Origin of the sequence: Macrococcus sp. DPC7161 (assembly GCF_004117835.1) — a bacterium.
Taxonomy (GTDB): domain Bacteria; phylum Bacillota; class Bacilli; order Staphylococcales; family Staphylococcaceae; genus SDSC01.
Genome location: NZ_SDSC01000002.1, coordinates 232,432 through 258,993 on the forward strand (window position 1 = coordinate 232,432; position 26,562 = coordinate 258,993).

Consider the following 26,562-nt stretch of genomic DNA (forward strand, 5'->3'; position numbering starts at 1 on the left):
AAAAATAGAGATACACTCATTGTTCTGAGTGTATCTCTATTTAATAAATTACAAGGCAACTAACTATAAGAATTTCGTATTTATGAATTTCTCAGTAACGTATTCTTTTAAGCCTAAGTGACTGTTTTCGCGACCAAATCCTGAATGTTTAACGCCACCAAATGGTGTCTCTGGGTTAGAGATGTTTACAGCATTCATACCGACCATGCCGTATTCTAAGCCGTTAGATAATTGATATTGTACGGTGCTGTCTTGTGCATAGGCATAGCTTGCTAATCCATAATTTGTGTCATTCGCCATTTCGATGACTTCTTCTACAGTATCATATGTAATCACTGGAACAACTGGTCCAAATGTTTCTTCATAGAAGATATCCATCGAAGTATTGACGTGATCTAATATTGTTGGTTGGAAAAAGTTCCCTTGATCAAATGGTGATTCTGTTAAACGATGACCTCCTGTTACTAATACAGCTCCTTTATCTGTCGCATCAACAATTTGTTGTTTGATTTTATCAATCGCATCTTCACGAATTAGTGGTCCAACGTTTGTTTCATCGTCTAAACCGTTACCTACAACGAGTGCTTCGACTTTAGACTTTAGTAAGTTTAAAAATTCATCTTTGATACTTTCATGCGCAAAGACTCTATTCGGTGCAATACATACTTGTCCATTATTACGGAATTTCGCTGCAATTAATCCTTCTACAGCCGCTTCAATATTCGCATCACTATGAACGATAAATGGAGCATGTCCACCAAGTTCTAGTGATAATTTCTTTAACGTATCTGCACTTTGTTCATAAAGTGTTTTACCGATTGGTGTTGAGCCCGTAAATGTTAATTTCTTAACATCGTTTGATGCGGTTAAAATGCTACCAATTTCTTTTGAACTACCCATCACTAAATTCACGACACCTTTAGGTAATTCAGTCGCTTCAAAGATTTCAAATATCGCAAGTGCTGATAATGGTGTATCTTTAGATGGTTTTAAAATAACTGTATTCCCTGCAGCAAGTGCCGGTGCTAATTTACGTGTAATCATACCTGAAGGGAAATTCCACGGTGTAATGGCAGCAACCACACCTACCGGTTCATATTTAATTTCGTATCGATGATTGTTAGGTGCTGGGATTGTATCGCCATATAAACGTCGTGCTTCTTCGGCATTCCATCTGAAGCTTTCTGCACCACTTAATACTTCTAACTTTGCTTCTTTTAGAGGTTTACCTTGTTCAATCGTCATAATACGTGCAAGTTCATCCGCACGTTCTTCTAATAAATCAGCAATATGGTGTAGGTATTGCGTACGTTCTTTAAGTTCAAGTCCTTTCCATTCAGGGAATGCTGATTTTGCTGCTTGAATGGCTTCCTCGACATGATCTTTCGTACCAATTGCAGTTTGTGCAATGACTTCTCCTGTTGCTGGATTGGTTACATCTGTTTTATCAGTTGAAGTAATCCATTCACCATTAATAAACATATCTGTTTTTACATTTAAGTTTGTCATTATTTCACGTCCTTTAATTTCTTTGTATACTTACATTTTCCCACTGTACATTTATTAAAACAAAGATTGTGCTTATTCATAGAATTTAAGCTATACTATAAAAATGAAAAAATGAGGATATAGTGGAGTTTAATATGGAAAAAGAAAATCATCATCAAATCAAGTTTTCTTTGGTTCTAGTGTTAGGGCTACTCGCAGCATTTGGACCATTATCTTTAGATATGTATTTACCAGCGCTACCAAAAGTAGCAGATGATTTAAATACTACAGCAAGTAATGCGCAACTATCGTTAACAGCATGTATGATTGGACTTGCTTTTGGACAAGTGTTTGTTGGTCCATTAAGTGATTTATTTGGTCGTAAGAAGCCACTGATCATCGTCCTAGTTGTTTATGCAGTGATGAGTTTATGTGCTGCTTTATCAGGTAATATCACATTTCTTGTTATTTTTAGGTTTTTACAAGGATTTTCAGGTGGAGCGGGTGCTGTTATTTCCCGAGCAATATCTAGTGATTTATATACGGGTAAGGCATTAACGAAGTTTTTAAGTGTTTTAATGTTAGTAAATGGTTTAGCACCAATACTTGCACCAGTAATAGGAGGGTTAATTCTTAGCTTTTCAACATGGCATACCGTATTTTATGTATTGATGACTTATGGTTTTATAATGGTAATTTTAGCGATGACATTAAAGGAAAGTTTGCCTAAAGAGAAACGAAATGTTGGTGTATTTCAATCAATAAAACGTGATTTTAAAGCATTATTAACAAATAGAAGGTTTATGATAATGCTCCTATTGCAATCGTTAACGTACGGTGTATTATTCAGTTATATTTCAGGATCACCATTTATTGTGCAGAAGATTTATCGCATGAATGCACAACAATTTAGTTATATGTTTGCCTTCAACGGATTAGGATTAATATTATTTGGACAATTAACAGGTAAATTGGTTGATAAAATGAGCGAATTACAAATACTGAAATTAGGGCAAAACATTCAATTTTTAGGAATGTTGCTAACGGTAATCGTGCTGTTAATGCACTTACCTGCTTGGTTACTTTTCATAAGCTTCTTTTTATTAATCGCACCTGTAAGTATGATTGGAACGGTTGGCTTCTCTATTGCAATGCAAGTACAACAACAAGGTGCTGGAAGTGCATCAGCGATATTGGGATTAATGCAGTTTCTAGTAGGCGGATTACTATCACCTTTAGTAGGTGTGATGGGTGAGACTTCAGTCATTCCTTTCATTATTATCATTGTACTTTGTACACTAATGATGCAAATCATTAGAATGCTCGGTGTAAAACAATTTATAGATATCAAATAAATGAACCCGTATGACGTTACCACAGCGTCATACGGGTTTTTATAATGGCTTTTTTATTTTTGATTTTGAATTACTAAAATTTATATATTAAAAACTAAATGCAATTGTTTATTTCATACCGTCATGAATCACAGTAATATTATGTTTCATCATGTTGTAGTATGAATCTGCTTTTGTGCCTTTTTTACCGATAGAGTCTGTGTAGACTTCACCGTGTATTGGTAGATGTGTTTGCTCAGATAATGCATTCATACTACGTTTATCGACACTTGATTCAACATAAAGTGATTTCACATCATGATGTTTAATGTAATCAATAATACGTTTCATTTGTTCTGGTGTCCCTTGCTTCTCTGTATTGATTTCCCATATGTATTGATGGTTCAAGTGATAATCTCTACTAAAATATTTAAAGGCACCTTCACTCGTGATAAGTATTTTATGCTTGTCATCAATATCATTAAATTTATTCTTATATTGATTGCTCAATTGTTCCAGCTTCTTTGTATAAGTTTTAAGGTTTTGCTCATAAATTGATTTATGTTTTGGATCTTTTTCGATTAAAGCATTTGCAATTGTTTTGGCATATTTCACACCATTATCGATACTTAACCAAGCATGAGGATCTACTTTTTTGTCGTCATTTTTCCCATTTTCTAAATAAATCTTTTCAACAGATTGGCTAGCTGCAACAACTTCTTTACTATTTATTTTTTTATTAGCTTGTTTTAACGCATTATTAAACCAACCATTTCCTGTTTCAAGATTTAATCCATTATAAATGATTAAATCCGATTTAGAGATAGCTTCTATATCTTTCGGCTTTACTTCATATTCGTGAGGATCTTGCCCAATAGGGACAATATTATGAATTTTAACTTGGTCACCAGCAATATTTTTAGTGATGTCGTATAAAATTGAATTCGTTGTGACAACTTCAAACGATTGTTTCTGTTTATTCTGGCAAGCACCGAGTAGGATAATAAACATAAGTGCAATTGCTACCATAAATGTTTTCCGTGATGATTTATATAATATTTTCATGTGAAACCTCCAAAAATTTTAGTTTATGAACAATAAAAATAATAAGATAAATACCTGTACTAATGAGTACAATGCATGCACCACTAGGTATGTTGTATAAATAACTGATATACATCCCTATGACAGCACTGACGAGGCCAAAAAAGCTCGACAAGAACATCATTGTTTTTAGAGACTTTGCAATTAAAAATGCACTTGATGCGGGTGTAATAAGCATAGATACGACCAGTATGATGCCGACGGTTTGTAAACTCACAACAGTCACGCATGCAAGCATTAACATTACTAAGTAATGCCAAAATGTTGGGTTGAAACCATTCATCTTTGCAAGTGTCTCATCAAATGTTGTCAGCTCTAATGCTTTGAAACATAAAATGATAATCAACAGCACCACGATGCCTACAATGCTTGTTGCAATCATGGCATCGTTGGTCACTGTTAATATATTTCCGAATAAAATGTGATACAGATTGGTTGTTGATTGAATCAAACTGATCATAATCACACCGATGGAGAAGAAAGCAGTGAATACGATGCCAATCGCAGCATCATTTTTCGTTTTAGATGACTTCGTTAAAGATTCAATTAAAACACTTGTGAGTAACCCAGAGCATAGCGCGCCAATAAACATTGGGATATTTAAAATAAAACTCAGTGCAACACCAGGTAAAATGGCATGACTCATGGCATCCCCCATTAAACTAAGACCACGTAGTGTAACGAGCGAACCAACCGCACCTGTAACGATACCTACAATCGCCGCTGTAATCAGTGCACGTGATAAAAACTCATAAGTGAAGAGGGATTCTATAAATGACATGAATACGCACCCCCTAAATAAGTGTTAGAAATCCATTCGTCAGTAAACACTTTATGCACAGGACCCGATTTCAATATGGTTTGATTCAACCAAATGATATTATCGAATAATGATTTCGCGCTTTCTAAATCGTGATGCACAATGAAGATTAATTTTCCTTGAGACTTTAATAGTTTAAGTTGGTCGATGATGATTTCTTGACTTAAAAAATCAATGCCCACAAACGGTTCATCTAAGAAATATACTGCTTTTTCCTCAATCAGTGCTCGAGCGATAATCACACGTTGCAACTGCCCACCACTCAAAGTGTTGAGTGTTCGATGTTTAATGTCTTCAAGTTTTAAAGACTGAATGACTTTATCGACACGTAATTGGGCTGTTCTTTTAAAGAAACGTTTCTTAGTACATCCACCTAAACGAATCATATTTTGAACAGTGATTGGAAAGTCTAAATCAATGTGTGACTTTTGAGGAATATAGCCAATAGTATCAAGTTGTGATTGAATCGGTTTACCGAATAAAGTGCAATTGCCTATAGACGGAGCAAATCCAAGAATGGCTTTAATCAATGTTGATTTACCAGCACCATTTGGTCCCATAATGCCAACGATATTACCCGTTACAGGTGTCGTGTAATGAATGTTTTTAAGCACATCTTTATGATGGTATTGCACATTCAATTGTTCAATTTTAAACATAAGAACTCCTTTCTAATAAAATAACTATAACCTAAACATTAATTTAGGGTAACCTAAAACAATTATAATTATAAACGAAAAAAAGTATGCGTCAATACATATGAATGTGAACATTTCGTGATAAAATAGAAATAACGAGGAGGAATCGTATGCTTACCGATGAAAAAGAGGATTACTTAAAAGTGATTTATGAGCTGAGTTCAGACTATGAATTTGTGCCGAATAAATTGATTGCACAAGCTTTAAATATCAAGCCACCATCTGTCTCGGAGATGATGACGAGATTAAATCAAGAAGGATATATAGAAATTAAACCTTACAAAGGGGTAAAACTTTCTCAAAAAGGATTGGATGCGACTTTATCACTTATCAAACGCCATCGCATTATTGAATGTTTCTTAATTGCAAGCTTAGATTATAAGTGGAATGAAGTACATGAAGAAGCAGAAATATTAGAGCATAAAGTATCGGATAAATTCATCGAACGTTTAGACAAAATGCTTGGGTATCCGAAGTATTGCCCGCATGGTGCACTGATTCCAAGGGATAACATAATAGATGATGGCTATGAAACGATAATGCAACTTGATGTTCAAACAGCATTTGAACTCAAGAAAGTCGATGATGAATATCAATTATTACAATATTTAAGTGATCAAAATGTTTCGATTGGTGATACATTAATACTTATAAAAAAAGACAATGCCAATAATGTTGTACATATTCAAACAAGCAATCAAGAAACCTTTATCATTAGCTTTGAGAATGCAATGAAGATGTATTATGCACCTTAAGCATTATTTTTAATTGCTTCTAGAACAAATAGAACAATAAAATTAAGTAAATCAATCACATAACTCAAAAATAAAACCCATCATCATAAAACCAAGTACGAATGATGGGTTTTATGATGATGTAACACGTATAAAGATTAACAATAATAAAAAGCAGAGCATAAATAAAAGCAGGAATTTTAGTCACTTGTTTCAGCAGTGCACCGTCCCAAGTTTGATTACGCGATAAATAGACACGAATAATCATCATCGAAGTAAGAATGGTATCTGCTAGTAATGTTGAAAGTAAGAAATGATAGCCATAAATAAAGATAGCACTGAAATTTTGATTTAGATGTTGTGTTATAAAATAAATAGCGGCCACTGTAAGCACAATCAATAACCCGGGAAATAGTTTACGACTCGTTTTGATGAAATAAAATAGAAATACTAAGAATAATAAAACGAGATAAATCGTAGTGAATTGATGTATGAGTGCATGATAACCTAATAATAAATACAAGGGTGGAAATAAATAACCTGCTATCATCGTAGCAAACTGATTAAACCTACCTGTCATCAAGGTCTCCGCATATCCTAATCGTTGTGTTGCAATTTGTTCGCGGTGTGATAATACAATGACAATGTCTTTAACATTACCACCCGTCAATAAACACATAAAGGCATGACCAAATTCATGTAATAATGTTGGGAAGCTCTTCATTAAGCGCAGCAAGAAATTCGTTGAACTCAATGTATAAGACAAAACAAAGTATATGAATGTAAATAATATTAACCATAACGGCTGATAAGTAATGGGTGTTGTAAGTAATTGTGACATGAAATTCATCTCCTAAAGTACATTATAGTATGAAAAAAGATACATCTCATCGTACTAGAGATGCATCTTTATAAATTTTGTTAAAATCGCCTCAAATTTAATGGCGATGTATTGTATTTACTATTGCTTCATTTAATACCAATTTATGATAAAATAGACTCATTACGAATAGGGGTGGCTGTATGGATACTGTAGAACAAACAACTAATATGATGCATGAAGAACATGTGATTGAAACGCATCATTTATCAAAAAGTTTTAATGGATTTATGGCAGTAAAGGACTTGAATTTAAAGGTTAACAAAGGGGAATTATATGCCTTTTTAGGACCAAATGGCTCTGGGAAGTCTACTACTATTAAAATGTTAATTGGTTTATTAGAACCATCAAGCGGTGGTGTTTCTATGTTTGGTCAATCGTTAGTGGATCATGCTATCGATATTAAATGTCGTATTGCATACATTCCAGATACGCCGAATACTTTAGGGAAATTAACAGGTGATGAATATTTAGATTTTTATGCTTCTATTTTCAAAATGGATAAAGCTGTTTACGAAGCGAAAAAGCATGAATTACTCAGTTTGTTTGAGCTAGAAGGTAAAACAAATCAATTGATTGAAGGCTACTCACACGGTATGCGTCAAAAAATTGTACTAGTTGCAGGATTAATGCACGAGCCAGATATTATTTTCTTAGATGAGCCGACTGTAGGGTTAGATCCCCTCAGTACAAGAAACTTAAAGGCGTATTTAAAGCATCAAACAACGTTAGGTAAAACTGTCTTTTTAACGACGCATATTTTAGAGATTGCTGAGCAACTCGCTGATAGAATTGGTATCGTGCACAATGGTGTATTGAAAGCTGAAGGAACACTAGATAATTTAAGAGCATTAAGTCATTTAGAAAATGCGACATTAGAAGACGTGTTCTTAAAGTTAACAGAGCGTGGTGAAGCGCATGATTAAAGCAATGCTGAAGATGGAATGGCGCAGTTTCATCAATAGTTTCAAAGCACTATCTGGTGCAACGAAAGCATTAACCATCATTGGTTATCTGGCAATATTTATTGTTCTTGCACCTATGATCGTTGGATTCATTTCTTTAGGTTATCAATTACCCAAAACAAATATCATTAATTTAACAGCATATATTGCTTTGTTCTACTTTTTAATTATTTTTGTATCATCGATAACAACGATTATTAATGACTTTTTTATAGCAAATGATATTAAACAACTACTTACGCTTCCTATTGGGATACAACATGTATTTACGGTAAAGATGTTAAAGTTGTGGTTTATGCCATTGTTTTGGTTGTATTTATTAATCAGTGTGACGATGTCATTTAATTTGTATGCAATTGTACATAGTATGCTAACAGTGATTAAAGTCATGATTACAATGCTTGGATTGACGATGATTTACATTGTTTTAACTTTTGGCTTTGTATTTTTATTGACAAAATTAATTCCGAAATCAAAGATAAAGGAAATCATGACAGCGGTGTTAGGTTTAGTTGGCGCTTGTAGTTACTTTATTTATTTAGGTATTGGTAATAAAATCATTCAAAATTTACCTAAGCTACCTGATTATTTACCATTTAATTTTATTGCGAAGATTATGATCAATAACTTGAATGGTTATATTGATGTGATGATTAGTGGATTAATATTATTGGTTGGTATTGTATTACATGTGTTGATGTACCGTCTATTAATTAAATATGGTAAGGATGACTTCACTACAGAAACAATAAAAAAACGTTCAAAAAAATATACGTCAACGATTATGACACCTGAACAAGCGTTTAGAATGAAAGATAAAAAGTTATTATTAAGAGATTTTCGTGAAATCAGTGCAGTATTACCACAAGTCATTATTCCAATTCCTTATTTTATATTTGTTATTATGCAATCAGGTGGTATTCATGAAATGTTGTCATGGACGGATGAAGTAAAAGCGACGACGCTTTTCGGTATAGCAACAGCAGGAACGGGATATGTGGTGATTACAATAAGCTCTATGTTTGCTGCAAAAGATGCCGAACAATATGATTTATTGTATAGTTTACCGATAGATTTTAAAGATGTTGTTCGCGCAAAATGGAAATCAGCATCTTTAACGTCGGGAACATTATTTAGCATCCCATTAGTGATTTTTGGTATTGTGATTCAAGCCAATCCATTATTTGTTGTTTGTGCAATCATTTCAGCTTACGCAACGGCGTTTAGTTTATCTCTGTTAGGTATAAAATTCGGTATTACCGAACCACAAATTAGTAAGAAAAATCCTGGAAAGCGTATTTCTACAGGAATGGGATTTGTATCTTTACTGACGGTCATGGGATTTATTGGACTTATTGTAGCAGTACAATTCTTGATTGGTGCACTAGGACTCGCATTATTCATAAGATTTATTGTGTTGACAGTCATTGTCGTATGTATTGGTGCAATCATATACTTTGTAAGTTTTAAAGCATGTGTAAAACAATATGAACAAAAACTTAAAATAACCTATGTTGATTAATTCATAAAAAAATAGCATGCAGCGCATGCTATTTTTATTTGTTATTAATCTTTCTTTCTTTTGTTTTTAATCCATTTTACGAGTGATTGATATTTTTGAGTGCAAATCATTTTTACTGATTTAAACCAATGTGGTCTAAAATAATAAATTAATAAGAATATGCCTGCAATAATTGAGAAGATAGATACCATTACAATCCACCAAAGATTATGCTTGAAGAATTGTTCAGTTTTATACTTCTCATAATCTTCATACTTTACGGTTGGTGCATTGTAATCTTTAGAAATAAATTCACGATCATATTCGTAATGTACTTTGCCGTTTTTATAAATCAGTTTGCCTTTTTGACCGTCGCGTACAATGTCATATAAATCATTAAATACAATGATTTCTTTTCCATTAACTTTGTGAACACCCTTAGACAATACTTTTTTATAAGCATATTTACTATATATCAAATCCATAATTGCATTCGCCATTTTATTACGGTTGAATTCAGCTGGTGGGTCATACCAATCTTCTACACCAAGCATGATTTGGATGATACGCATGTTGTTCTGTTTACCAGTGATTGCAGTATTGAACCCAGCAGTATCACTTGAGCCCGTCTTTAATCCATCAACACCTTTATAGCCAAGTTTGGCACCTTCTAATGAATGGTTATAAGTACCAAACGTTTCTTGGTCTTGTGTCCCTTTTTTTACTGTGACATTGACTTTACTTGTATACTTTAATATTTCAGGATATTCAGTCACAAGATGTTGACATAAAATAGCAAAATCACGAGAAGATGAAATATTATCATCATCTTGTAAATAGCGTTTTGGTTTGTATTGTAATAATAAATTGTTAGGCGGACCTGCTGGATTATAGAATCTTGTATTGGTCATTCCAAGTTCATTTGCTTTACGGTTCATTAAGTCAACAAAGTCAGAATCATCTTTATCTACTAAGTTGGCTAACATGAATGTGGCTGAGTTACTTGAAGCAGTTAGCATAATTTGAATTAATTCGTCGACCGTGTATGTTGCACCCTTACGAAAATTGTTATTAGATAACATTGGTAATTTAGAAATACCATAATATTTATCATTAACAGTCACTTTCGTTTTATAAGTAACCTTACCTTTATCCATTTCTTGCATTAATAAATACAATGTCATTAATTTAGACATGGAAGCAGGTGGCCATTTTGCATCAATATTATAACCATAAAGAATCTGACCGTTGTAAGCTGAAATAACAACATCGCCCTTAGGGTTATACTTATAATCAATACTATAACCGTCATTATTCGCTATATCTGCAGGTGTATCTGCATAAGCCGTCATTGGCGCAAACAATACAAGACAACTCAATAGCAGGAATGTCACGCGATATACTAACTTCGATTTATGAAAATGTTTAAATTTTATCATGTTCATAGCAAACCTCAATCTTATCTATACAAATCATTAATAATTATATTACCACACTAAAGTAAATTAAATGTAAACGATGCACAATTTATTTAATATATACGGAAATAATAATTAAAACATGTGTATAATATTAGAAAAAAACATAAAAGTGGTGAATAAAAATGAGTTTTGAAGATCAATTTAAGGGGCTACAAACACAAAAACTTCCAATAATAGCACTTGTTCTTAGAAGAGATAAGCAAAAGTCATTGATTCAAATGAATGAAAAGCACCCAGAAATATGGATTGAATCATTTAAAGATCAATTACCTGAGCGAATGAAAATTTATGAATACATAAAATTCTTGTTGAAATGGTATAGTGCACCCTTTAGTTTAAATGAAATATTGAGTGCATTTGAATTAGACCAAGTACAAAACAAGAAACTGAAAGAATTAGATGAGGATGAATATTTTAAATTAAGAATATTATTGTGTATGATTCAGCCAAAGCCATCAGTGATGTTAATTGAACCGATTTATATGATTGAAACCACAACTATTAATTGGTTTATGAATTATTTACCACGTTTTAATGTAAGTAAAAGCATCACTATTGTAGTGAGTCATGTAGACCATGCCTTGTTGTTTACGAATGAAGTTTATAGGTTACAAAAAGATACATTTAAACAAGTAATCGTAGAACAAGATGGTGTAGAAGACAACATTACAGCAGAAAATAATAATATCGCACCACTTATAGAAGAAAAACATAATAATTCCCAGGAAATAATTCAAGATAAACTGCAAATACAAAATGTCACAAGAATTTCTGTAAAAGTACAAGATAAAACGTTATTTATTAATCCTGAAGATATTGATTATATTGAAGCAAGTGAAGGCAAAACCAATATCTATGTGAATAATGAATCACATAAAGCGGACTATACTTTGCAAGAGCTAGAGCAGAAATTAAAAATATATGGCTTTTATAGATGTCATCGATCATTTATCGTGAACTTACAAAAGGTGAGTGAGATGATTACTTGGTCTAAAAATACATATTCAATTAAATTAGAAACAAACGATAAGACATTTATCCCATTATCACGAACGAAAGTAAAAGAAATGAATGATTTTTTTAATAGTGAAATGGTACAGTTCACCGAAAAATAACTACATTTCAATGTAATAATAATGTGCTGGTATGCTTACCTCCTTACAATAAAGATAGTTAATTGATGAGGAGGTTTTATTATGGATAAAATGATTGAACTTACACACCTAAAGAAACAATACGGAAATAAAAAAGCAGTAGATACATTATCGTTCGATGTGAAGACTGGTGAAATATTTGGGTTATTAGGACCGAGTGGTTCTGGGAAAACAACAACCATTAAAATGTTAACTGGGGAAACAAGCATTACAAGTGGTGATGCAAAAGTAATGCATTTTAATAAAGAAGATTTACATAAAGATAAATATAGAAAATCAATTGGAATACTTTCAGATAATAGTGCACTCTATGAAAGATTGACAGTGAAAGACAATTTAAAAATGTTTGTGAAAATTTACAATAAGCCTGTAAGCAATATTGAGAAAGCATTAAACTTTGTAGATTTAGTATCTGAAAAGAATACGGTAGTTAAATCTCTATCTAAAGGAATGAAACAACGTATCCTGTTAGCCAAAGCATTAATCCATGAACCGAAGTTGCTTTTTTTAGATGAACCAACATCAGCGCTTGATCCTAATACAACGATGCATATTCATAAAGGTTTGTTAAAGTTAAAAGAACAAGGAACGACAATCTTTTTAACGACACATAATATGCAAGAAGCAGAAACACTTTGTGATCGCATTGCACTGATTAATAATGGAAGATTAATCGCATTGGACAAACCGGATGCTTTGAAGTATCAATATTCAAATAAACATTTACATGTCACATTAAAAGATCAACGAACATTTGAATTACCTCAGACAGAAGAAACAGCAAATCAAATTAAACATTGGATGTTAAATGATGAGATAAGAAGTATTCATTCAGATGAACCAACATTAAATGAAGTATTTATTCAATTAACAGGAAAGGGGCTTGTTTAAAATGAATATTACAAGAATTATGGCGATTGCAGAAAAAGATGTTAAAGAATTTATGAGGAACATGGCACTACTCACAATGCCGATATTACCGATTTTATTAGGTGTTTTTTACGGCAAGTTAGGGGATAAAGAGCCTATGCCGGATAAAATTGCAACTGCTATGGTCGTGCTTATTTTAGCAGTCACTTTCTCAAGTGTTTGTACATCAGGTATGATGACAATGTTGGCAGAAGAAAATGAAAAAGGGACGTTAAGGGGATTAATTAATTCGCCAGCAAGCATGATAGATATATTGCTAGGGAAAAGTATCGTTGTGATCTTTTTTACGATTATTTCTATTATCGGATCGATGTGGATGATGCACCCTAATGTATCAATCAACTACCGTTGGATTGTTGGAGGCGTTTTATTCATGTTGTTCTTCTTATTAATTGGGACAGCTTTAGGCTTACACGTTAAAACGGTTGCATCAACGAGTGTGTATTTATTGCCGATATTATTTATATTTGCGATGTCACCTATGATGGATACGTTTGGATTAGACAAAGATAATAAATTTCTTAAATTGGCCCATTATTTACCAGGGAATCAGTATGTTGAATATATTAATGAAAAACAAATGAGTCATTTATTCATATTAATCATATGGGTTGTGATTGCTTTTATATTGACAGTGTATTATTTTAACAAAAGCAAGCAAGATTATTAGAAAACCGAAGATGAAAAATAATGAAAACACATTCAATTTGTTAATATACGGATATTGAGTGTGTTTTTTTATGCGGTCAAAGGTTATTGTTCGCATTTGTTCAATTTTTATGCTTACTTTTTTTCATAACCATGATATAATTTCTTGTACACAAAATTTTTTAAAAGGTGGAAATCATGAACTTATTTTTATTAGTTAACGTCTTAGGTATCTTTGTCTTTATCTTAGTCGCATTTTTATTCTCTCGTGATAAAAAGAACATTGATTGGAAATCAGTAGCCATCATGTTAGTTGTTAACTTAGTGTTAGCATGGTTCTTTACACAATTCTCATTTGGTCGTAACGCAGTTAAAGCTGTAGCTGATGGATTCAGCTGGATGTTACAAGCTGCTTACCAAGGTATCGGTATGCCTTTCGCAAGTATGGCACACTTAGATAAACCTCAATTACGAGATATGGCTGTTTCAGCATTATTACCAATTTTATTCGTTGTACCATTATTTGATATTTTAATGTACATCGGCGTATTACCTTTCATTATTAAATGGACAGGTTGGTTAATTGGTAAAATAACTGGACAACCTAAATTCGAATCTTTCTACTCAGTAGAAATGATGGTATTAGGTAACACTGAAGCTTTAGCGGTTTCTAAAGCACAAGTTGGTCAAATGAGCCCAGCACGTGTGTTAACATTAGCTTTAATGTCTATGAGTTGTATTTCAGGATCTATCGTTGGTGCTTATGTAACAATGGTACCTGGTGAATTAGTATTAACAGCAATTCCATTAAACATCATTAACGCAATTATTATTAGTACAATTTTAAACCCAGTTAAAGTAACACCAGAAGAAGATTTCATCGCTGATGTTAACGAAGGTGAGCGTCAACCATTCTTCTCATTCTTAGGTGACTCAGTATTAGGTGCAGGTAAATTAATCTTAATCATCATTGCATTCTTAATCGCATTCGTTTCATTAGCAGCGTTTGCAGATATGTTATTATCATTATTAGACAGATGGACACCATATGATGTGCGCTTAAAAGATATTTTAGGTGTATTTATGTTCCCATTTGCTTTATTACTTGGTTTACCAGTTGCAGAAGCTTGGACAGTTGCTGGACATATGGCAACAAAAATCGTTACAAACGAATTCGTTGTAATGATTGGTATTCAAGATGCATTAAAAACAATGGATAACCACATGAAAGCTGTATTAGTAACATTCTTAATTTCATTTGCAAACTTCTCAACAATCGGTATGATTATTGGATGTTTAAAAGGTTTAGTAGATATGAAAACTTCAGATTACATTGCGAAATACGTTCCAATGATGTTATTAGCAGGTATTTTAGTATCATTATTATCAGCAGGTTTTGTAGGTTTATTCAGCTGGTAATAGTGAAATATAACACTTTTGTGTTAAATCATGTTATAATCACAACTGTATAAGGTTAGCGGATCATTTAAGGAGGCTAATACGATGAAGAACAGATATTTAAGGAATCTTAGAAATCGTTTGAAACGTGTTTTAAAGCCAAAAAGAGAAGTAGCCAACAGTTAAAAAGCGCGTGGATTTTAATCCACGCGCTTATTTTTTGCTTAATTATTTAGAAGTCATAAATCCAGCTAGTTTATAGCCTTTTGATGTTTTAACAAAATCAAATTTGTTTTTAATGCCTTTTTGGCTCTTATATACATATGTTTTTCCGTTCTTTATATTATTAATCGAAGCGGGTGTGCCATAGTGCTTTTTAATAGTACCTGATGAGATTGCATAGTCTTTAAAAGAGAAGTATAGCCCATTTAATCGACCATCTTTAAAGACGAATGTTGCATTTCTAGATTGGTAAACATTTGTTCTGACTTTTTTATAGCTGTATCCATTTTGACGCATTACATTTTTAAAAGTTTTAAAGCTTGTATTAATGTTCACGTCATCGTAAGTAAAGTGATTGTACTTAATGGCTTGTCTAAAGTTACTATTTAATACTGTTGAATCATCCATATCCCCATGATGCCAATAATAATAGCTGCCTGCTGCTTCAGTTGTCGTAGGTATTAAAAATACAGTGGCACTTAATAAAGCAATGATCCATTTTTTATTCATAATATCTCCTCCAAGGTTTATTAAATTAATATTATCTTATTATTTCCCGATAAGGAATGTTTCAACCATTTATACGAGAAGTTTGTGAAAGTGGTTACATTTCCATGTAAATTACTTGTAATATTTATTCGGTGTAATGAATATCACGATGAAAACGTATTCATTATATTTTTGTGAAAAAAATCACAAAAATGTGTTGAAATGTTGTTGTATTCATAGTATTATTTGTTTGTGAAACAAATAACAAATAAATGTGAAAAGGATATTATATTTATTAAATAAATAATTATACACTTTTTATTACTTTTATTCATTTAATAAATCTAATAAAATTTTCACAAAGAGATAGGAGAAAAAATTATGTTTGTCAGTTCGTTTGATCCGTTCCACAATTTAGCTTTATCTTCAATTGTGGCAGCAGTACCAATTATTTTGTTTTTATTATGTTTAACAGTTTTTAAAATGAAAGGGATTCATGCAGCACTTGTAACATTAGTGGTAACGATTGTAGTAAGTATACTTGTGTTTAAATTACCAGTAGGTATCGCTTCAGCAGGTATTGCTGAAGGTGTTGTTCAAGGGATTTTCCCAATCGGTTACATTATTATTATGGCTGTTTGGTTATATAAAGTATCTGTTGAGAGCGGTAAATTCCAAGTCATTCAAGATTCAATCGCAGGTATTTCTCGTGACCAACGTATTCAATTATTATTAATCGGTTTTAGTTTTAACGCATTCTTAGAAGGTGCAGCTGGATTCGGTGTACCGATTGCGATTTGTGCAGTGTTATTAGTGCAATTAGGATTCAAACCTTTACAAGCTGCAATGTTCTGTTTAATTGCAAATGGTGCATCAGGTGCATTTGGAGCGATTGGTATTCCAGTAGGAATCATCAATACATTAGGTTTAAAAGGTGGCTTAACAGCTGCTGAAGTATCTGCATTTACTGCATATACTTTACCAATCATCAACTTTACAATTCCGTTTTTATTAATCTTTATTTTAAATGGTTTAAAAGGTATCAAAGAAGTATTACCAGCAATTTTAGTAACATCATCAGTTTATACATTTGTTCAAATTTTCATTACAGTATTTATGGGACCTGAACTTGCAGATATTATCCCATCATTACTTGCAATGGGTGCTTTAGCAGTATTCTGTATGAAATGGCAACCTAAAAACATCTACCGTGTAGATGAAAGTGATACATCAGTAACAGCAAGACATTCTGTAAAAACAATTGCAGCAGCATGGTCACCATTCTATTTCTTAACAGGTTTAGTGTTGGTTTGGAGCTTACCATCATTTAAAGCATTATTCTTACCAACAGGTGCTTTAAGTAAAGCGGTTATTTTATATCAAATTCCTGGAACATTTAATGAAGCATTACAAAAAGGTATTGCTATCAAGTTAGACTTAATTGGAGCAACAGGAACAGCGATTTTATTAGCAGTATTATTAACAGTAGCAACAAGCCCAAAAATTAATTTGGGTGCAGCATTTGGTTTATTAGGAAAAACGATTAAAGAATTATGGATTCCAGTAGCAACAATTTGCTTTATCTTAGCGATTGCAAAATTAACAACTTACGGTGGTTTAACAGCAGCAATGGGTCAAGCAGTTGCTAAAACAGGCGGTATCTTCCCATTATTATCACCTATCTTAGGTTGGATCGGTGTATTCATGACTGGATCAGTAGTAAATAACAATACATTATTTGCACCAATTCAAGTAACAGCAGGTCATACAATTGGAACATCACCAGCATTATTAGTATCAGCAAATACAGCAGGTGGGGTTATGGCGAAATTAATTTCTCCACAATCAATCGCAATCGCAACAGCATCTGTTGGTGAAGTTGGTAGAGAATCTGAATTATTAAAAATGACTTTAAAATATAGCATCTCACTTGTAGCATTCGTTTGTATTTGGACATTTATTTTAAGTTTAGTGTTATAAGCAGATCGTAATAAACATCGAATTATTTGTAATCAATAACAAGGTATGTTATCAATAAATTGAAAAATTTCATTAAAAATGACAATTACTCAAAGGAGTTTTTAAAATGGCAGAAATTAAAGGTAATAAAGTAGTATTAGTAGGTAACGGTGCAGTAGGTTCAAGTTATGCATTCTCAATGTTAAACCAAGGTGTATGTGATGAATTTGTAATTATAGATTTAAACGAAGAAAAAGCAAAAGGCGATGCAATGGATTTAAATCATGGTGTTGTTTATGCACCAAGCCCAATGAAAATCAGATTCGGTACTTATGAAGAATGTGGCGACGCATCATTAATCGTTATTTGTGCAGGAGCTGCTCAAAAGCCTGGTGAAACACGTTTAGACTTAGTCGGCAAAAACATGAAAATCTTCAAAGCTATCATTGATGAGATTATGGCAACAGGATTTGATGGTATTTTCTTAATTGCAACAAACCCAGTTGACGTATTAACTTACGCAGTTCAAAAATTCTCAGGTTTACCAGAAAACAGAGTTATTGGTTCAGGTACAATTCTAGACTCAGCGCGTTTCAGACATTTATTAAGTGAAGAATTTGATGTATCAGCAAACAGTGTTCATGCTTACATCATTGGTGAACATGGTGATTCAGAATTAGCCGTTTGGTCACATGCGAATATTGGTGGTATTTCACTTAAAAAATTATTAGAAGAAAACCCAGAAAAACAAGGACGTATGGAAGAAATTTTCGTACAAACACGTGATGCAGCTTACGACATTATTAAAGCAAAAGGTGCAACTTATTACGGTGTTGCAATGGGTCTAACAAGAATTTCTAAAGCCATTTTAGGTAACGAAAATTCAGTATTAACTGTTTCTGCAAAATTAAATGGTGAATATGGTCATGACGATGTGTACATTGGTGTACCAGCAATCATCAACCGTAACGGTATTAACCGCATTTTAGAAACACCATTGGATCAAGAAGAACAAGCAAAATTTGCTAAATCAGTAGAAACATTAAAAGCAATTCAATCACCATTTTTTGAGTAATATAAACAGATAACATGAAATCGAATGTTATCCATGGTAAACTAATATCAAAATTACAAAAAGACACTACGCGTTAGTGTCTTTTTTGTTCGTGAGGAGGTTAATTATGAAGAAATTAAACATTACTTGGTCAACGATACTCATCGTAATACTTGGGTCACTTGTATTTTCAATCGGTGTTAATACATTTATCATTCCAGCGAACCTTGGTGAAGGTGGCGTTACGGGTATGAGTTTGATATTCTTATATGCTTTCGGCTGGTCACCTGCCGTTACGACATTTGTCATGAATATTGTGTTATTAGGTTTAGGTTATAAATTTTTATCTAAACGTTCAATGTTTCTAACAATCATAGCAATCATTGCGTTGTCGGTATTCTTAAAGCTTACAGAACCGATGCACTTACACCTAGATAATGTACTCGTAAGTACAGTGTTTGGCGGATTTACAGTAGGTATCGGTATTGGGATGATTGTACTTGTTGGTGGCACAACAGCAGGATCAACAATATTAGCAAGAATTGCACATAAATATTTAGATGTGAACACATCATATGCACTTTTATTCTTTGACTTAATCGTTGTGGCAATATCATTAACTGTTATGCCAATTGAACGTGCATTATTGACAGTGCTAAGTCTGTACGTGGGCACAAAAGCGATGGATGCCATTATAGAAGGATTGAATCCTAAAAAGGCGATTACAATCATTTCACAAAATCCAATGCCAATCGCTAAAATGTTGGATGAAGAAATCGGTCGAGGCGTAACAATATTAGATGGACATGGTTACTTTACAAAAAGAAAAACAGAAGTATTGTACTGTGTCATTAATAAAACACAGCTTACAAAAGCGAAGCGTAAAATTCATCATATCGATAAAGATGCCTTTGTTGTTGTCCATGACGTAAGAGACGTATTAGGACACGGCTTTATGGTAGATCATTAAAATAAGGCGGGGACTTAGTCCTCGCCTTATCTTTGTTATAAATGTAATTGTTACAAACTACCTTTCTTCTACACAAACTTCTTAATGATCTCTTTATTTTTCGTTTTGAATATTTCATTATGACTCGACACAATACCTCTATTTGAAGCCGTTGGGTCAATATATGTTTTGATGTTGTTGGCTGCGTTACATGCGTCGTGGAAGCATCCAGCGATTAAATGTATTTTTGTGTCATGCATGAGAATATCGCCGATTGCATAAATACCCGGGACATTTGTTGAGCTATCTGCTTGTCCTTTGATGTAGAAATCATGTACACGCTCAAACTGTACTTCACTTTGGTTTAATAGTTCTGTATCCATATGGAATCCGTGATTGATAATAACATCATCTACTTCAAGATTTGTTATTGAGAAATTTTCTGTATTTTCGATATCCACTGAAGTAATCGTATCTGCGTCTGCTTGTAATGATTTGATTTGTTGGTTCATTAATTTAACAACGCCTTGTTCATCAAGTTTTCTGATCATTTCTTCATGCCCTTTAAAGTCCGCTTTACGACATAAGATGTGTACACTTTTCGCAAATGGTGCAATTTCATGTGCCCAGTCTACTGCCGCATTCCCACCTCCTGAAATTAAAACACGTTTATCTTTAAAACGTTTAATCGATGGCACAACGTAATGTAAATTTGTAATTTCAAATCTTTCTGCACCTTCTATTTCGAGTTTTTTCGGTTTTGTAATGCCTGATCCTACAGCAACGATAATGGCTTTTGAATGATATGCATTATGTTCTGTTTCTACGACGAAGTGTCTTTCTTCTATTTTCTTAATGTTAATGACTTTTTCATTTAAATGTAATTCGGGATTAAATGTTGTGCCTTGTTGTATTAAATCTTGCATAATCAGTGCAGCGGGTTTTGGTGTGATGCCGCCAATATCCCAAACGATTTTCTCGGGAAATAAATTCAGTTTGCCACCTAATGTGTCATGTTGTTCTATAATACGTACTTTCATTCCTCGAAGTCCTGCGTAAAAAGCTGCATAAAGTCCTGATGGTCCGCCACCGATAATTGTGATGTCTAACATAATAAACGCCTCTCTGTACCTTGATTTACCATCTATTATACTATAAAATGAGTTAAGTTGATAATCATTATCAATTGTAAGCTTTATAAATGCCTGAAAGGTGATGACAAATTGTCTAGATTAATTGCAAAAGATATTACCATTAACTATGGTGATCGAGATATTATACAAAACTTAACGGTTGAAATTCCAGATGGAAAAGTAACTTCGATTATTGGACCAAACGGTTGTGGGAAATCCACTTTATTAAAGGCGCTTTCTCGTATTTTAAATGTGAAGCATGGCGAAGTTGTATTAGATGGAAAAAATATTCATACTCAAGCAACAAAAGAAGTGGCTAAAAAGGTAGCAATTTTACCTCAATCTCCAGAAGTTGCTGATGGTTTAACGGCTGAAGAGCTGGTGAGTTATGGACGTTTCCCTTATCAAAAAGGTTTTGGTCGACTTTCTAAAGAAGACCATCAAGAAATCGAGTGGGCACTTCGTGTAACGGGTACTTACGAATTTAAAGAAAAAGCTGTAAATGATTTAAGTGGTGGTCAACGTCAGCGTGTGTGGATTGCGATGGCACTTGCGCAAAAGACAGATATTATTTTCTTAGATGAGCCGACGACGTATTTAGATATTTCACATCAGTTGGAAATATTAGAACTTGTTCAAACACTCAATCGTGAGCAAGGTTGTACAATCATTATGGTATTACATGACATTAACCAAGCAGTAAGATTTTCAGATCATTTGATTACGATGAAAAAGGGTGTCATTGTGAAACAAGGTAAGACTGAAGAAGTGTTAACAAATGATGTATTGGAAGAAGTATTTAATATTGATGCAGAATTGAGTGTTGATCCAAGAACGAATAAACCGATGTTGGTGACATATAATTTATTATGCCGTCATTACACTAGGATTTAAGATGATGAAAACAATACAAACAAAATTTTATTATCCAATATTATTGATAAGTATCGTACTTTTAATTGTTCTAACAATGGCGGCATTTATGTTTGGTGCAGATCAATACCAATTTAAAGATGTATATCAAGCTTTGTTTGATTATCAAAATACACAGGTGCAAAATGTACTCCGAGACATCCGTATGCCACGTGTTATTGCTGCTTTACTAGTAGGAATGGCGCTATCTTGTAGTGGTGCAGTGATGCAAGGTGTGACAAAGAACCCATTAGCCGATCCAGCATTGATTGGGATTAATGCTGGTGCAATGTTCGCAATCAGTGTTTTATTTGGTGTGATGCCGGATACATCATTTATTTCTGTATTGCTCGTCGGTTTTTTAGGTGCCTTAGTCGGTGGAACAATTGTATTGATGTTAGGTATGAGTCAACGTGGAGGTTTTAATACGATACGTATCATCTTGGCAGGTGCAGCTGTGAGTGCATTGTTAACCGCTTTAAGCCAAGGTGTCAGTTTGTTCTTTAAGACCAATCAAGTGAGTAATTTATGGACAAGTGGTGGTGTCAAAGGTGTGACATGGTCACAAATTATGATGAGTGCACCATTAATTATTGTAGTATTAATTGTTTTAATGTTCTTAAGTCATCGATTAACTGTAATGAGTTTAGGAGAGGAATTAGCGCAAGGACTTGGTGTAAATACATCAAATATGCGCTTATTATTTTCGTTATTAACAATGTTATTAGCGGGTACAGCAGTTGCGATAGCGGGTAACTTAGCATTTGTAGGGCTCATTGTACCGCATATTGCGCGCTATTTAGCAGGAACGGATTATAAACGTGTACTACCTTTAACACTTGTATTAGGTGGTCTATTTATCGTGATGTCAGATATGATTGCAAGACTGATGAATGATATTACCATTAATGCGGTTGTTTCTGTAATCGGTGTACCATTTTTTATTTATTTGGTGAGAAAGGATGGCAAGATTCATGAATAAAAAGCAGACCATTCTAATCATCTCTCTTGCAATGATGTTACTTGTCGTCATGAGTTTTAGTATGACGATTGGTGAATTTAAAATGTCGCCACTTGCTTTTTTCAAGACGTTATTTGGTTTTGGAGATAACATGCAAACAATGATTTTATATGAATTTCGCATGCCAAAGATGCTAGTAACTATCCTTTGTGGTGCTGCATTAAGTTTGGCAGGTGCGATATTACAAAGTATTACTAAAAATCCATTAGCCGATCCTGGTATCGTAGGGATTAATGCGGGTTCAGGTTTATTTGTAGTGTTGTTATTATTATTCATTCCAGCTGATAGCAATACGTTTATTTATATATTACCGATGGCCAGTTTGTTAGGTGGTTTCATTACAGCACTATTTGTCTTCTTTTTGAGTTATAAACATGGTGAAATCAATCCAGTACGTATGATTTTGATTGGTGTTGGATTATCAACAGCATTTTCTGGATTAATGTTGATGATTACAACAACATTTAGAAAAGAGCAAGTCGCGTTCATTTCTGAATGGTTAGCAGGTAGTATTTGGGGTGATACATGGCCGTTTGTCATCGTTATCTCGATTTGTATGCTGATTGTGCTACCGCTTGTATTTTATAAGGCAACTATTTTAAATATATTAAATACACACGAACATGTTTCTACTGGCATTGGTGTCCATGTGGCAAAAGAGCGATTAATCTTATTAATACTATCAGTATTTTTAAGTGCAAGTGCAGTAAGTATTTGTGGTGCCATTGGATTTATAGGATTATTGGCACCTCATATCGCAAAAGGACTTGTTGGTCCGAAACATCAAACATATCTACCCATTTCATTATTGCTAGGTAGCATATTGCTAAGCCTGTCTGAAGTATTAGGCCGTGTTGTATTACAACCCAATGGAATACCAGCTGGGATTATTGTGAGCATTATTGGTGCGCCGTATTTTCTGTATTTGATGAAAAAAGCCGTATAAATTGGATATTCATGTCTAAAGTGATAGAAAGTCGGGAATAAGAAAATTAAGAAATGATTTGTTTAAAGGACAGGTGAGGTTATGAAACATCCATTGATTAAAGCATATGAAGCATTCATCAGAAATCGTTCTATGGATAAAATTGGATTTATCGGACAACCTGATGCAGGTAAAAGCTCGTTAATCAATGCTTTATGCCAACATCGCCAAGCGCATACTTCGGTGCAAACGGATGCCACTTTAGAAACAAAAGCATATTCATTTAATAATTATGGCTGTATTGTTGATTTTCCTGGTGTAGGAACTGATATTTTTAACTTAAAGACATATAAAAAGTTGATTCAACAAAGTGATATTGATGAATATTTTTATATCTTTTCAACAAAGATTAGTGCTGTTGATTTAGAAATCATCAAATTTCTTAGTAAAAAAAATAAGAAATTGACGTTCATATTTAATAAAACCGATACATTAATGGATGTATTTCATCAAGATACGATAGAGACATTAAAGCGTGATAAAAATACAGAGTTAAAGTCGCTTATTAAATCTTTCGTAAAATCACCGTCTACATATATATTTACGAGTGTTAAAACAGGTGAAGGTATTCAAGTACTTCGTGAAGTCATTAAAGACGTGTTTAAAGCGCAAGAAGCAGATTATTTAGAAAAATATCATAGTGAAGCAATGTTAGAAAGTTATTTAAATTATAAAACCAATAGCTTATTTACCAAATTATTCACACCAAGTTTTAAAAATATTATTTTAAAGAATCAATACGTTGCAATTGAACGCACCATATTAAATCATTTTAAGTTACAAGAAGATGATATATTGAAATACCGTAAAGATTGGCCAAGTATTGAATCCTATATAGAGATTTATAATAATGAGAAAGAAAAACAAAAATCAAAAACAAGTACGATAAATCAGTTGAAAGAGATGACGAAAATTGTTCAAATCGTACGTACTGCATTTAAAATGAAAAGTATTAACCCTGTAATGATGGCGGCAAGTTCATTAATTGAAGCGGGTGTGTCTAATGCATTTCCGATATTTCAAGGGATTACCAAATACATTAGTGAAGTAAAGGCCATTACAAGATTGGTTATTACTACGAAAGAATAAGAAAGACTCGTGGGTATTTATATACCTACGAGTCTTTTTATCTAATAATATTTACATGTTTTCTTCTTGTCTATTTGAAAAACGTTTGCATTAAGTGTTTAGTAGGATGGAGTAATATGCAAATAATTGTATAAATTTAAGATGTTTTTTAAAAATAATTGAAATTCATAGTTATTTTATGTTACAAAAAGTGTAAAAGATATACCAAACTTCTTTGCAATCGTTTGCACAAAAAGTGTTGACATCAATGCTTTATCACGATATGATTGATTTGTATTAGTGAAAACGTTTTCTATTAAATTTAAAGGAGAAAAAGAGATGAAAACACGTTCAATTAAAATGCTAGTAATGATGTTAGTATTTGTTTTAGTTTTAGCAGCTTGTGGTAACTCAGGTTCAGGTGGCGGAACAGCATCAAAAGGTAAAACAACGGTTAATATTTTCCAATTTAAAGTAGAGTTCAAGAAACAATTTGAAGATGCAGCTAAGAAATACATGGCTAGTCATCCTGATGTAAACATCAAGATTGAAACGGTTGGTGGCGGTAACGACTACGGTCAAGCTTTAAAAGCTAAAATCGCTTCTAAAAATGAACCAGACGTATTCAATATCAATGGTCCAGACGATTTAAAACAACATGCTTCACGTTTAGCAGATCTTTCTGATATGAAAGCGACTAAAGAAGTAATTGATTCTAAATTGTTAGCACCTGTTCAAAAAGATGGTAAAACTTATGGTGTACCAATGAACCAAGAAGGTTATGGTTTAATTTACAACAAAGATATCTTCAAAAAAGCTGGCGTTAAAGCTGAAGATATTAAAACTTTAGATGATTTAGAAAAAGTTTCAGAAAAAATCAATTCACAAAAAGACAAATTAGGTCTTAAAGGTGTATTTGCATTACCAGCGAAAGAAAAATGGGTTTTAAGTGACCATGCAGCAAGCATGTTCTTAGCTTCTGACTTCGATGGAGACATCCAAAAAGCAGCAGAATCTAAAACATTACCATTCAAAAAAGCAGATTTATTAAAACAATACTTAGATATTCAAAACAAATACTCTAAACAACCTGTAGCATCATTAGACTATTCTCAACAAGTTGAAGAATTATTCTCAACTGGTAAAGTTGCGATGATTCAACAAGGTAACTGGGCATATCCAACAATCGAATCAGTAAATCCTGAAATCGCTAAAAATGTTGGTTTAATCCCTGTACCAACTGGTGAAAATGAATTAAAAGTACCTGTAGGTATTGCTTCTAACTGGGCAGTAAACAAAAAATCTGATGAAAAAGTTCAAAAAGCAGCAAAAGATTTCTTAAACTGGTTATACACTTCTGATGAAGGTAAGAAAATTGTTGTTGAAGACTTCAAATTCATTCCTGCATACAAAGGTTATGAAACAGACAAAATTTCTGATCCATTATCAAAAGAAATCTACAAATACTCTAAAGAAGGTAAAACTTCTACTTGGATTTTCAAAGGATATCCAACAGGTTACACAGATGACGCTTTAGGTGCAAACTTACAAAACTACTTAACTGGTAAAATGAGTTTCGATGAAGCAGTTAAAAAATCTCAAGAAGCTTGGGAAAAAGCACGTAAATAAAATTTA

At 33.1% G+C, this 26,562-nt stretch carries 24 protein-coding genes; 16 read left to right on the plus strand and 8 right to left on the minus strand.

All coding sequences use genetic code 11. The features are described 5' to 3' along the window. Positions 1-63: 63 nt before the first annotated feature. Entirely contained in the window at positions 64-1,509 is a 1,446-nt protein-coding gene (locus ER639_RS04870) for an NAD-dependent succinate-semialdehyde dehydrogenase (RefSeq protein ID WP_129064640.1), read from the minus strand. A gap of 134 nt (positions 1,510-1,643) precedes the next feature. Between ER639_RS04870 and tcaB the strand changes: the two genes are divergently transcribed. Then, on the plus strand, positions 1,644-2,843 hold the full coding sequence (tcaB, locus tag ER639_RS04875; RefSeq protein WP_129064641.1) for a putative multidrug effflux MFS transporter TcaB: 1,200 nt from the start codon (positions 1,644-1,646) through the stop codon (positions 2,841-2,843). A gap of 108 nt (positions 2,844-2,951) precedes the next feature. Here tcaB and ER639_RS04880 read toward each other — a convergent pair whose 3' ends face one another. From ER639_RS04880 to ER639_RS04890, 3 genes are read right to left on the minus strand one after another with little or no spacing between them, the layout of a single operon-like run. Then, entirely contained in the window at positions 2,952-3,887 is a 936-nt protein-coding gene (locus tag ER639_RS04880; RefSeq protein WP_483306228.1) for a metal ABC transporter solute-binding protein, Zn/Mn family, read from the minus strand. Next, positions 3,871-4,707 carry a metal ABC transporter permease gene (locus ER639_RS04885; protein WP_129064642.1) on the minus strand — a complete coding sequence of 279 codons (837 nt, stop codon included), beginning with the start codon at positions 4,705-4,707 and terminating at the stop codon, positions 3,871-3,873. Before ER639_RS04885 ends, ER639_RS04880 begins: the two co-directional genes overlap by 17 nt. Continuing rightward, complete coding sequence (locus ER639_RS04890) at positions 4,695-5,405, minus strand: metal ABC transporter ATP-binding protein (RefSeq protein ID WP_129064643.1); 711 nt, start codon at positions 5,403-5,405, stop codon at positions 4,695-4,697. The genes ER639_RS04885 and ER639_RS04890 overlap by 13 nt, the downstream gene beginning before the upstream one ends. A gap of 149 nt (positions 5,406-5,554) precedes the next feature. Here ER639_RS04890 and ER639_RS04895 point away from each other — a divergent pair, with 149 nt between their 5' ends. Then, the gene (locus tag ER639_RS04895; protein ID WP_129064644.1) at positions 5,555-6,199 is read left to right on the plus strand and encodes a metal-dependent transcriptional regulator; all 645 of its coding nucleotides are present in this window, start codon (positions 5,555-5,557) and stop codon (positions 6,197-6,199) included. A gap of 64 nt (positions 6,200-6,263) precedes the next feature. Here ER639_RS04895 and ER639_RS04900 read toward each other — a convergent pair whose 3' ends face one another. Further along, positions 6,264-7,019 (minus strand): M50 family metallopeptidase, encoded by a 756-nt coding sequence (locus ER639_RS04900; protein WP_164993363.1) that lies wholly within the window; start codon positions 7,017-7,019, stop codon positions 6,264-6,266. 182 nt (positions 7,020-7,201) lie between these two features. Here ER639_RS04900 and ER639_RS04905 point away from each other — a divergent pair, with 182 nt between their 5' ends. Then, entirely contained in the window at positions 7,202-7,984 is a 783-nt protein-coding gene (locus ER639_RS04905; RefSeq protein ID WP_240663991.1) for an ABC transporter ATP-binding protein, read from the plus strand. After that, positions 7,977-9,545 carry a hypothetical protein gene (locus ER639_RS04910; RefSeq protein ID WP_129064646.1) on the plus strand — a complete coding sequence of 523 codons (1,569 nt, stop codon included), beginning with the start codon at positions 7,977-7,979 and terminating at the stop codon, positions 9,543-9,545. Before ER639_RS04905 ends, ER639_RS04910 begins: the two co-directional genes overlap by 8 nt. A 44-nt stretch (positions 9,546-9,589) precedes the next feature. Here ER639_RS04910 and ER639_RS04915 read toward each other — a convergent pair whose 3' ends face one another. Further along, the gene (locus ER639_RS04915; protein ID WP_129064647.1) at positions 9,590-10,969 is read right to left on the minus strand and encodes a DUF1958 domain-containing protein; all 1,380 of its coding nucleotides are present in this window, start codon (positions 10,967-10,969) and stop codon (positions 9,590-9,592) included. Between the two features lie 158 nt (positions 10,970-11,127). Between ER639_RS04915 and ER639_RS04920 the strand changes: the two genes are divergently transcribed. From ER639_RS04920 to ER639_RS04935, 4 genes are all read left to right on the plus strand, one after another. Beyond that, positions 11,128-12,120: a LytTR family DNA-binding domain-containing protein gene (locus ER639_RS04920; RefSeq protein WP_129064648.1), complete on the plus strand. Its 993-nt coding sequence runs from the start codon at positions 11,128-11,130 to the stop codon at positions 12,118-12,120. An 81-nt stretch (positions 12,121-12,201) separates the two neighbouring features. Next, the gene (locus tag ER639_RS04925; RefSeq protein ID WP_129064649.1) at positions 12,202-13,050 is read left to right on the plus strand and encodes an ABC transporter ATP-binding protein; all 849 of its coding nucleotides are present in this window, start codon (positions 12,202-12,204) and stop codon (positions 13,048-13,050) included. A 1-nt stretch (position 13,051) separates the two neighbouring features. Next, positions 13,052-13,759: an ABC transporter permease subunit gene (locus ER639_RS04930; protein WP_129064650.1), complete on the plus strand. Its 708-nt coding sequence runs from the start codon at positions 13,052-13,054 to the stop codon at positions 13,757-13,759. Between the two features lie 176 nt (positions 13,760-13,935). Next, a complete protein-coding gene (locus ER639_RS04935) occupies positions 13,936-15,156 on the plus strand; it encodes a NupC/NupG family nucleoside CNT transporter (protein ID WP_129064651.1) in 1,221 nt (406 codons plus the stop codon). A 207-nt stretch (positions 15,157-15,363) separates the two neighbouring features. Here ER639_RS04935 and ER639_RS04940 read toward each other — a convergent pair whose 3' ends face one another. Further along, on the minus strand, positions 15,364-15,867 hold the full coding sequence (locus ER639_RS04940; protein ID WP_129064652.1) for a hypothetical protein: 504 nt from the start codon (positions 15,865-15,867) through the stop codon (positions 15,364-15,366). A gap of 360 nt (positions 15,868-16,227) precedes the next feature. Here ER639_RS04940 and ER639_RS04945 point away from each other — a divergent pair, with 360 nt between their 5' ends. The 3 genes from ER639_RS04945 (at position 16,228) to ER639_RS04955 (ending at position 19,829) form a co-directional block, all read left to right on the plus strand. Then, on the plus strand, positions 16,228-17,826 hold the full coding sequence (locus tag ER639_RS04945) for an L-lactate permease (RefSeq protein ID WP_129064653.1): 1,599 nt from the start codon (positions 16,228-16,230) through the stop codon (positions 17,824-17,826). A 106-nt stretch (positions 17,827-17,932) separates the two neighbouring features. After that, positions 17,933-18,880 (plus strand): L-lactate dehydrogenase, encoded by a 948-nt coding sequence (locus tag ER639_RS04950; RefSeq protein ID WP_129064654.1) that lies wholly within the window; start codon positions 17,933-17,935, stop codon positions 18,878-18,880. Positions 18,881-18,986: 106 nt separating this feature from the next. Then, positions 18,987-19,829: a YitT family protein gene (locus ER639_RS04955; RefSeq protein ID WP_129064655.1), complete on the plus strand. Its 843-nt coding sequence runs from the start codon at positions 18,987-18,989 to the stop codon at positions 19,827-19,829. 68 nt (positions 19,830-19,897) lie between these two features. Here ER639_RS04955 and ER639_RS04960 read toward each other — a convergent pair whose 3' ends face one another. Next, positions 19,898-20,920: an NAD(P)/FAD-dependent oxidoreductase gene (locus ER639_RS04960; RefSeq protein ID WP_129064656.1), complete on the minus strand. Its 1,023-nt coding sequence runs from the start codon at positions 20,918-20,920 to the stop codon at positions 19,898-19,900. Positions 20,921-21,031: 111 nt separating this feature from the next. Between ER639_RS04960 and ER639_RS04965 the strand changes: the two genes are divergently transcribed. The 5 genes from ER639_RS04965 (at position 21,032) to ER639_RS04985 (ending at position 26,556) form a co-directional block, all read left to right on the plus strand. Beyond that, entirely contained in the window at positions 21,032-21,835 is an 804-nt protein-coding gene (locus ER639_RS04965; RefSeq protein ID WP_129064657.1) for an ABC transporter ATP-binding protein, read from the plus strand. Between the two features lie 4 nt (positions 21,836-21,839). Beyond that, a complete protein-coding gene (locus tag ER639_RS04970) occupies positions 21,840-22,835 on the plus strand; it encodes a FecCD family ABC transporter permease (RefSeq protein WP_483306229.1) in 996 nt (331 codons plus the stop codon). Continuing rightward, positions 22,816-23,820: a FecCD family ABC transporter permease gene (locus tag ER639_RS04975; protein ID WP_129064659.1), complete on the plus strand. Its 1,005-nt coding sequence runs from the start codon at positions 22,816-22,818 to the stop codon at positions 23,818-23,820. Before ER639_RS04970 ends, ER639_RS04975 begins: the two co-directional genes overlap by 20 nt. 81 nt (positions 23,821-23,901) lie before the next feature. Then, the gene (locus ER639_RS04980) at positions 23,902-24,948 is read left to right on the plus strand and encodes a GTPase domain-containing protein (RefSeq protein WP_129064660.1); all 1,047 of its coding nucleotides are present in this window, start codon (positions 23,902-23,904) and stop codon (positions 24,946-24,948) included. A 318-nt stretch (positions 24,949-25,266) separates the two neighbouring features. Continuing rightward, complete coding sequence (locus ER639_RS04985) at positions 25,267-26,556, plus strand: ABC transporter substrate-binding protein (protein WP_129064661.1); 1,290 nt, start codon at positions 25,267-25,269, stop codon at positions 26,554-26,556. Positions 26,557-26,562: the final 6 nt, after the last annotated feature.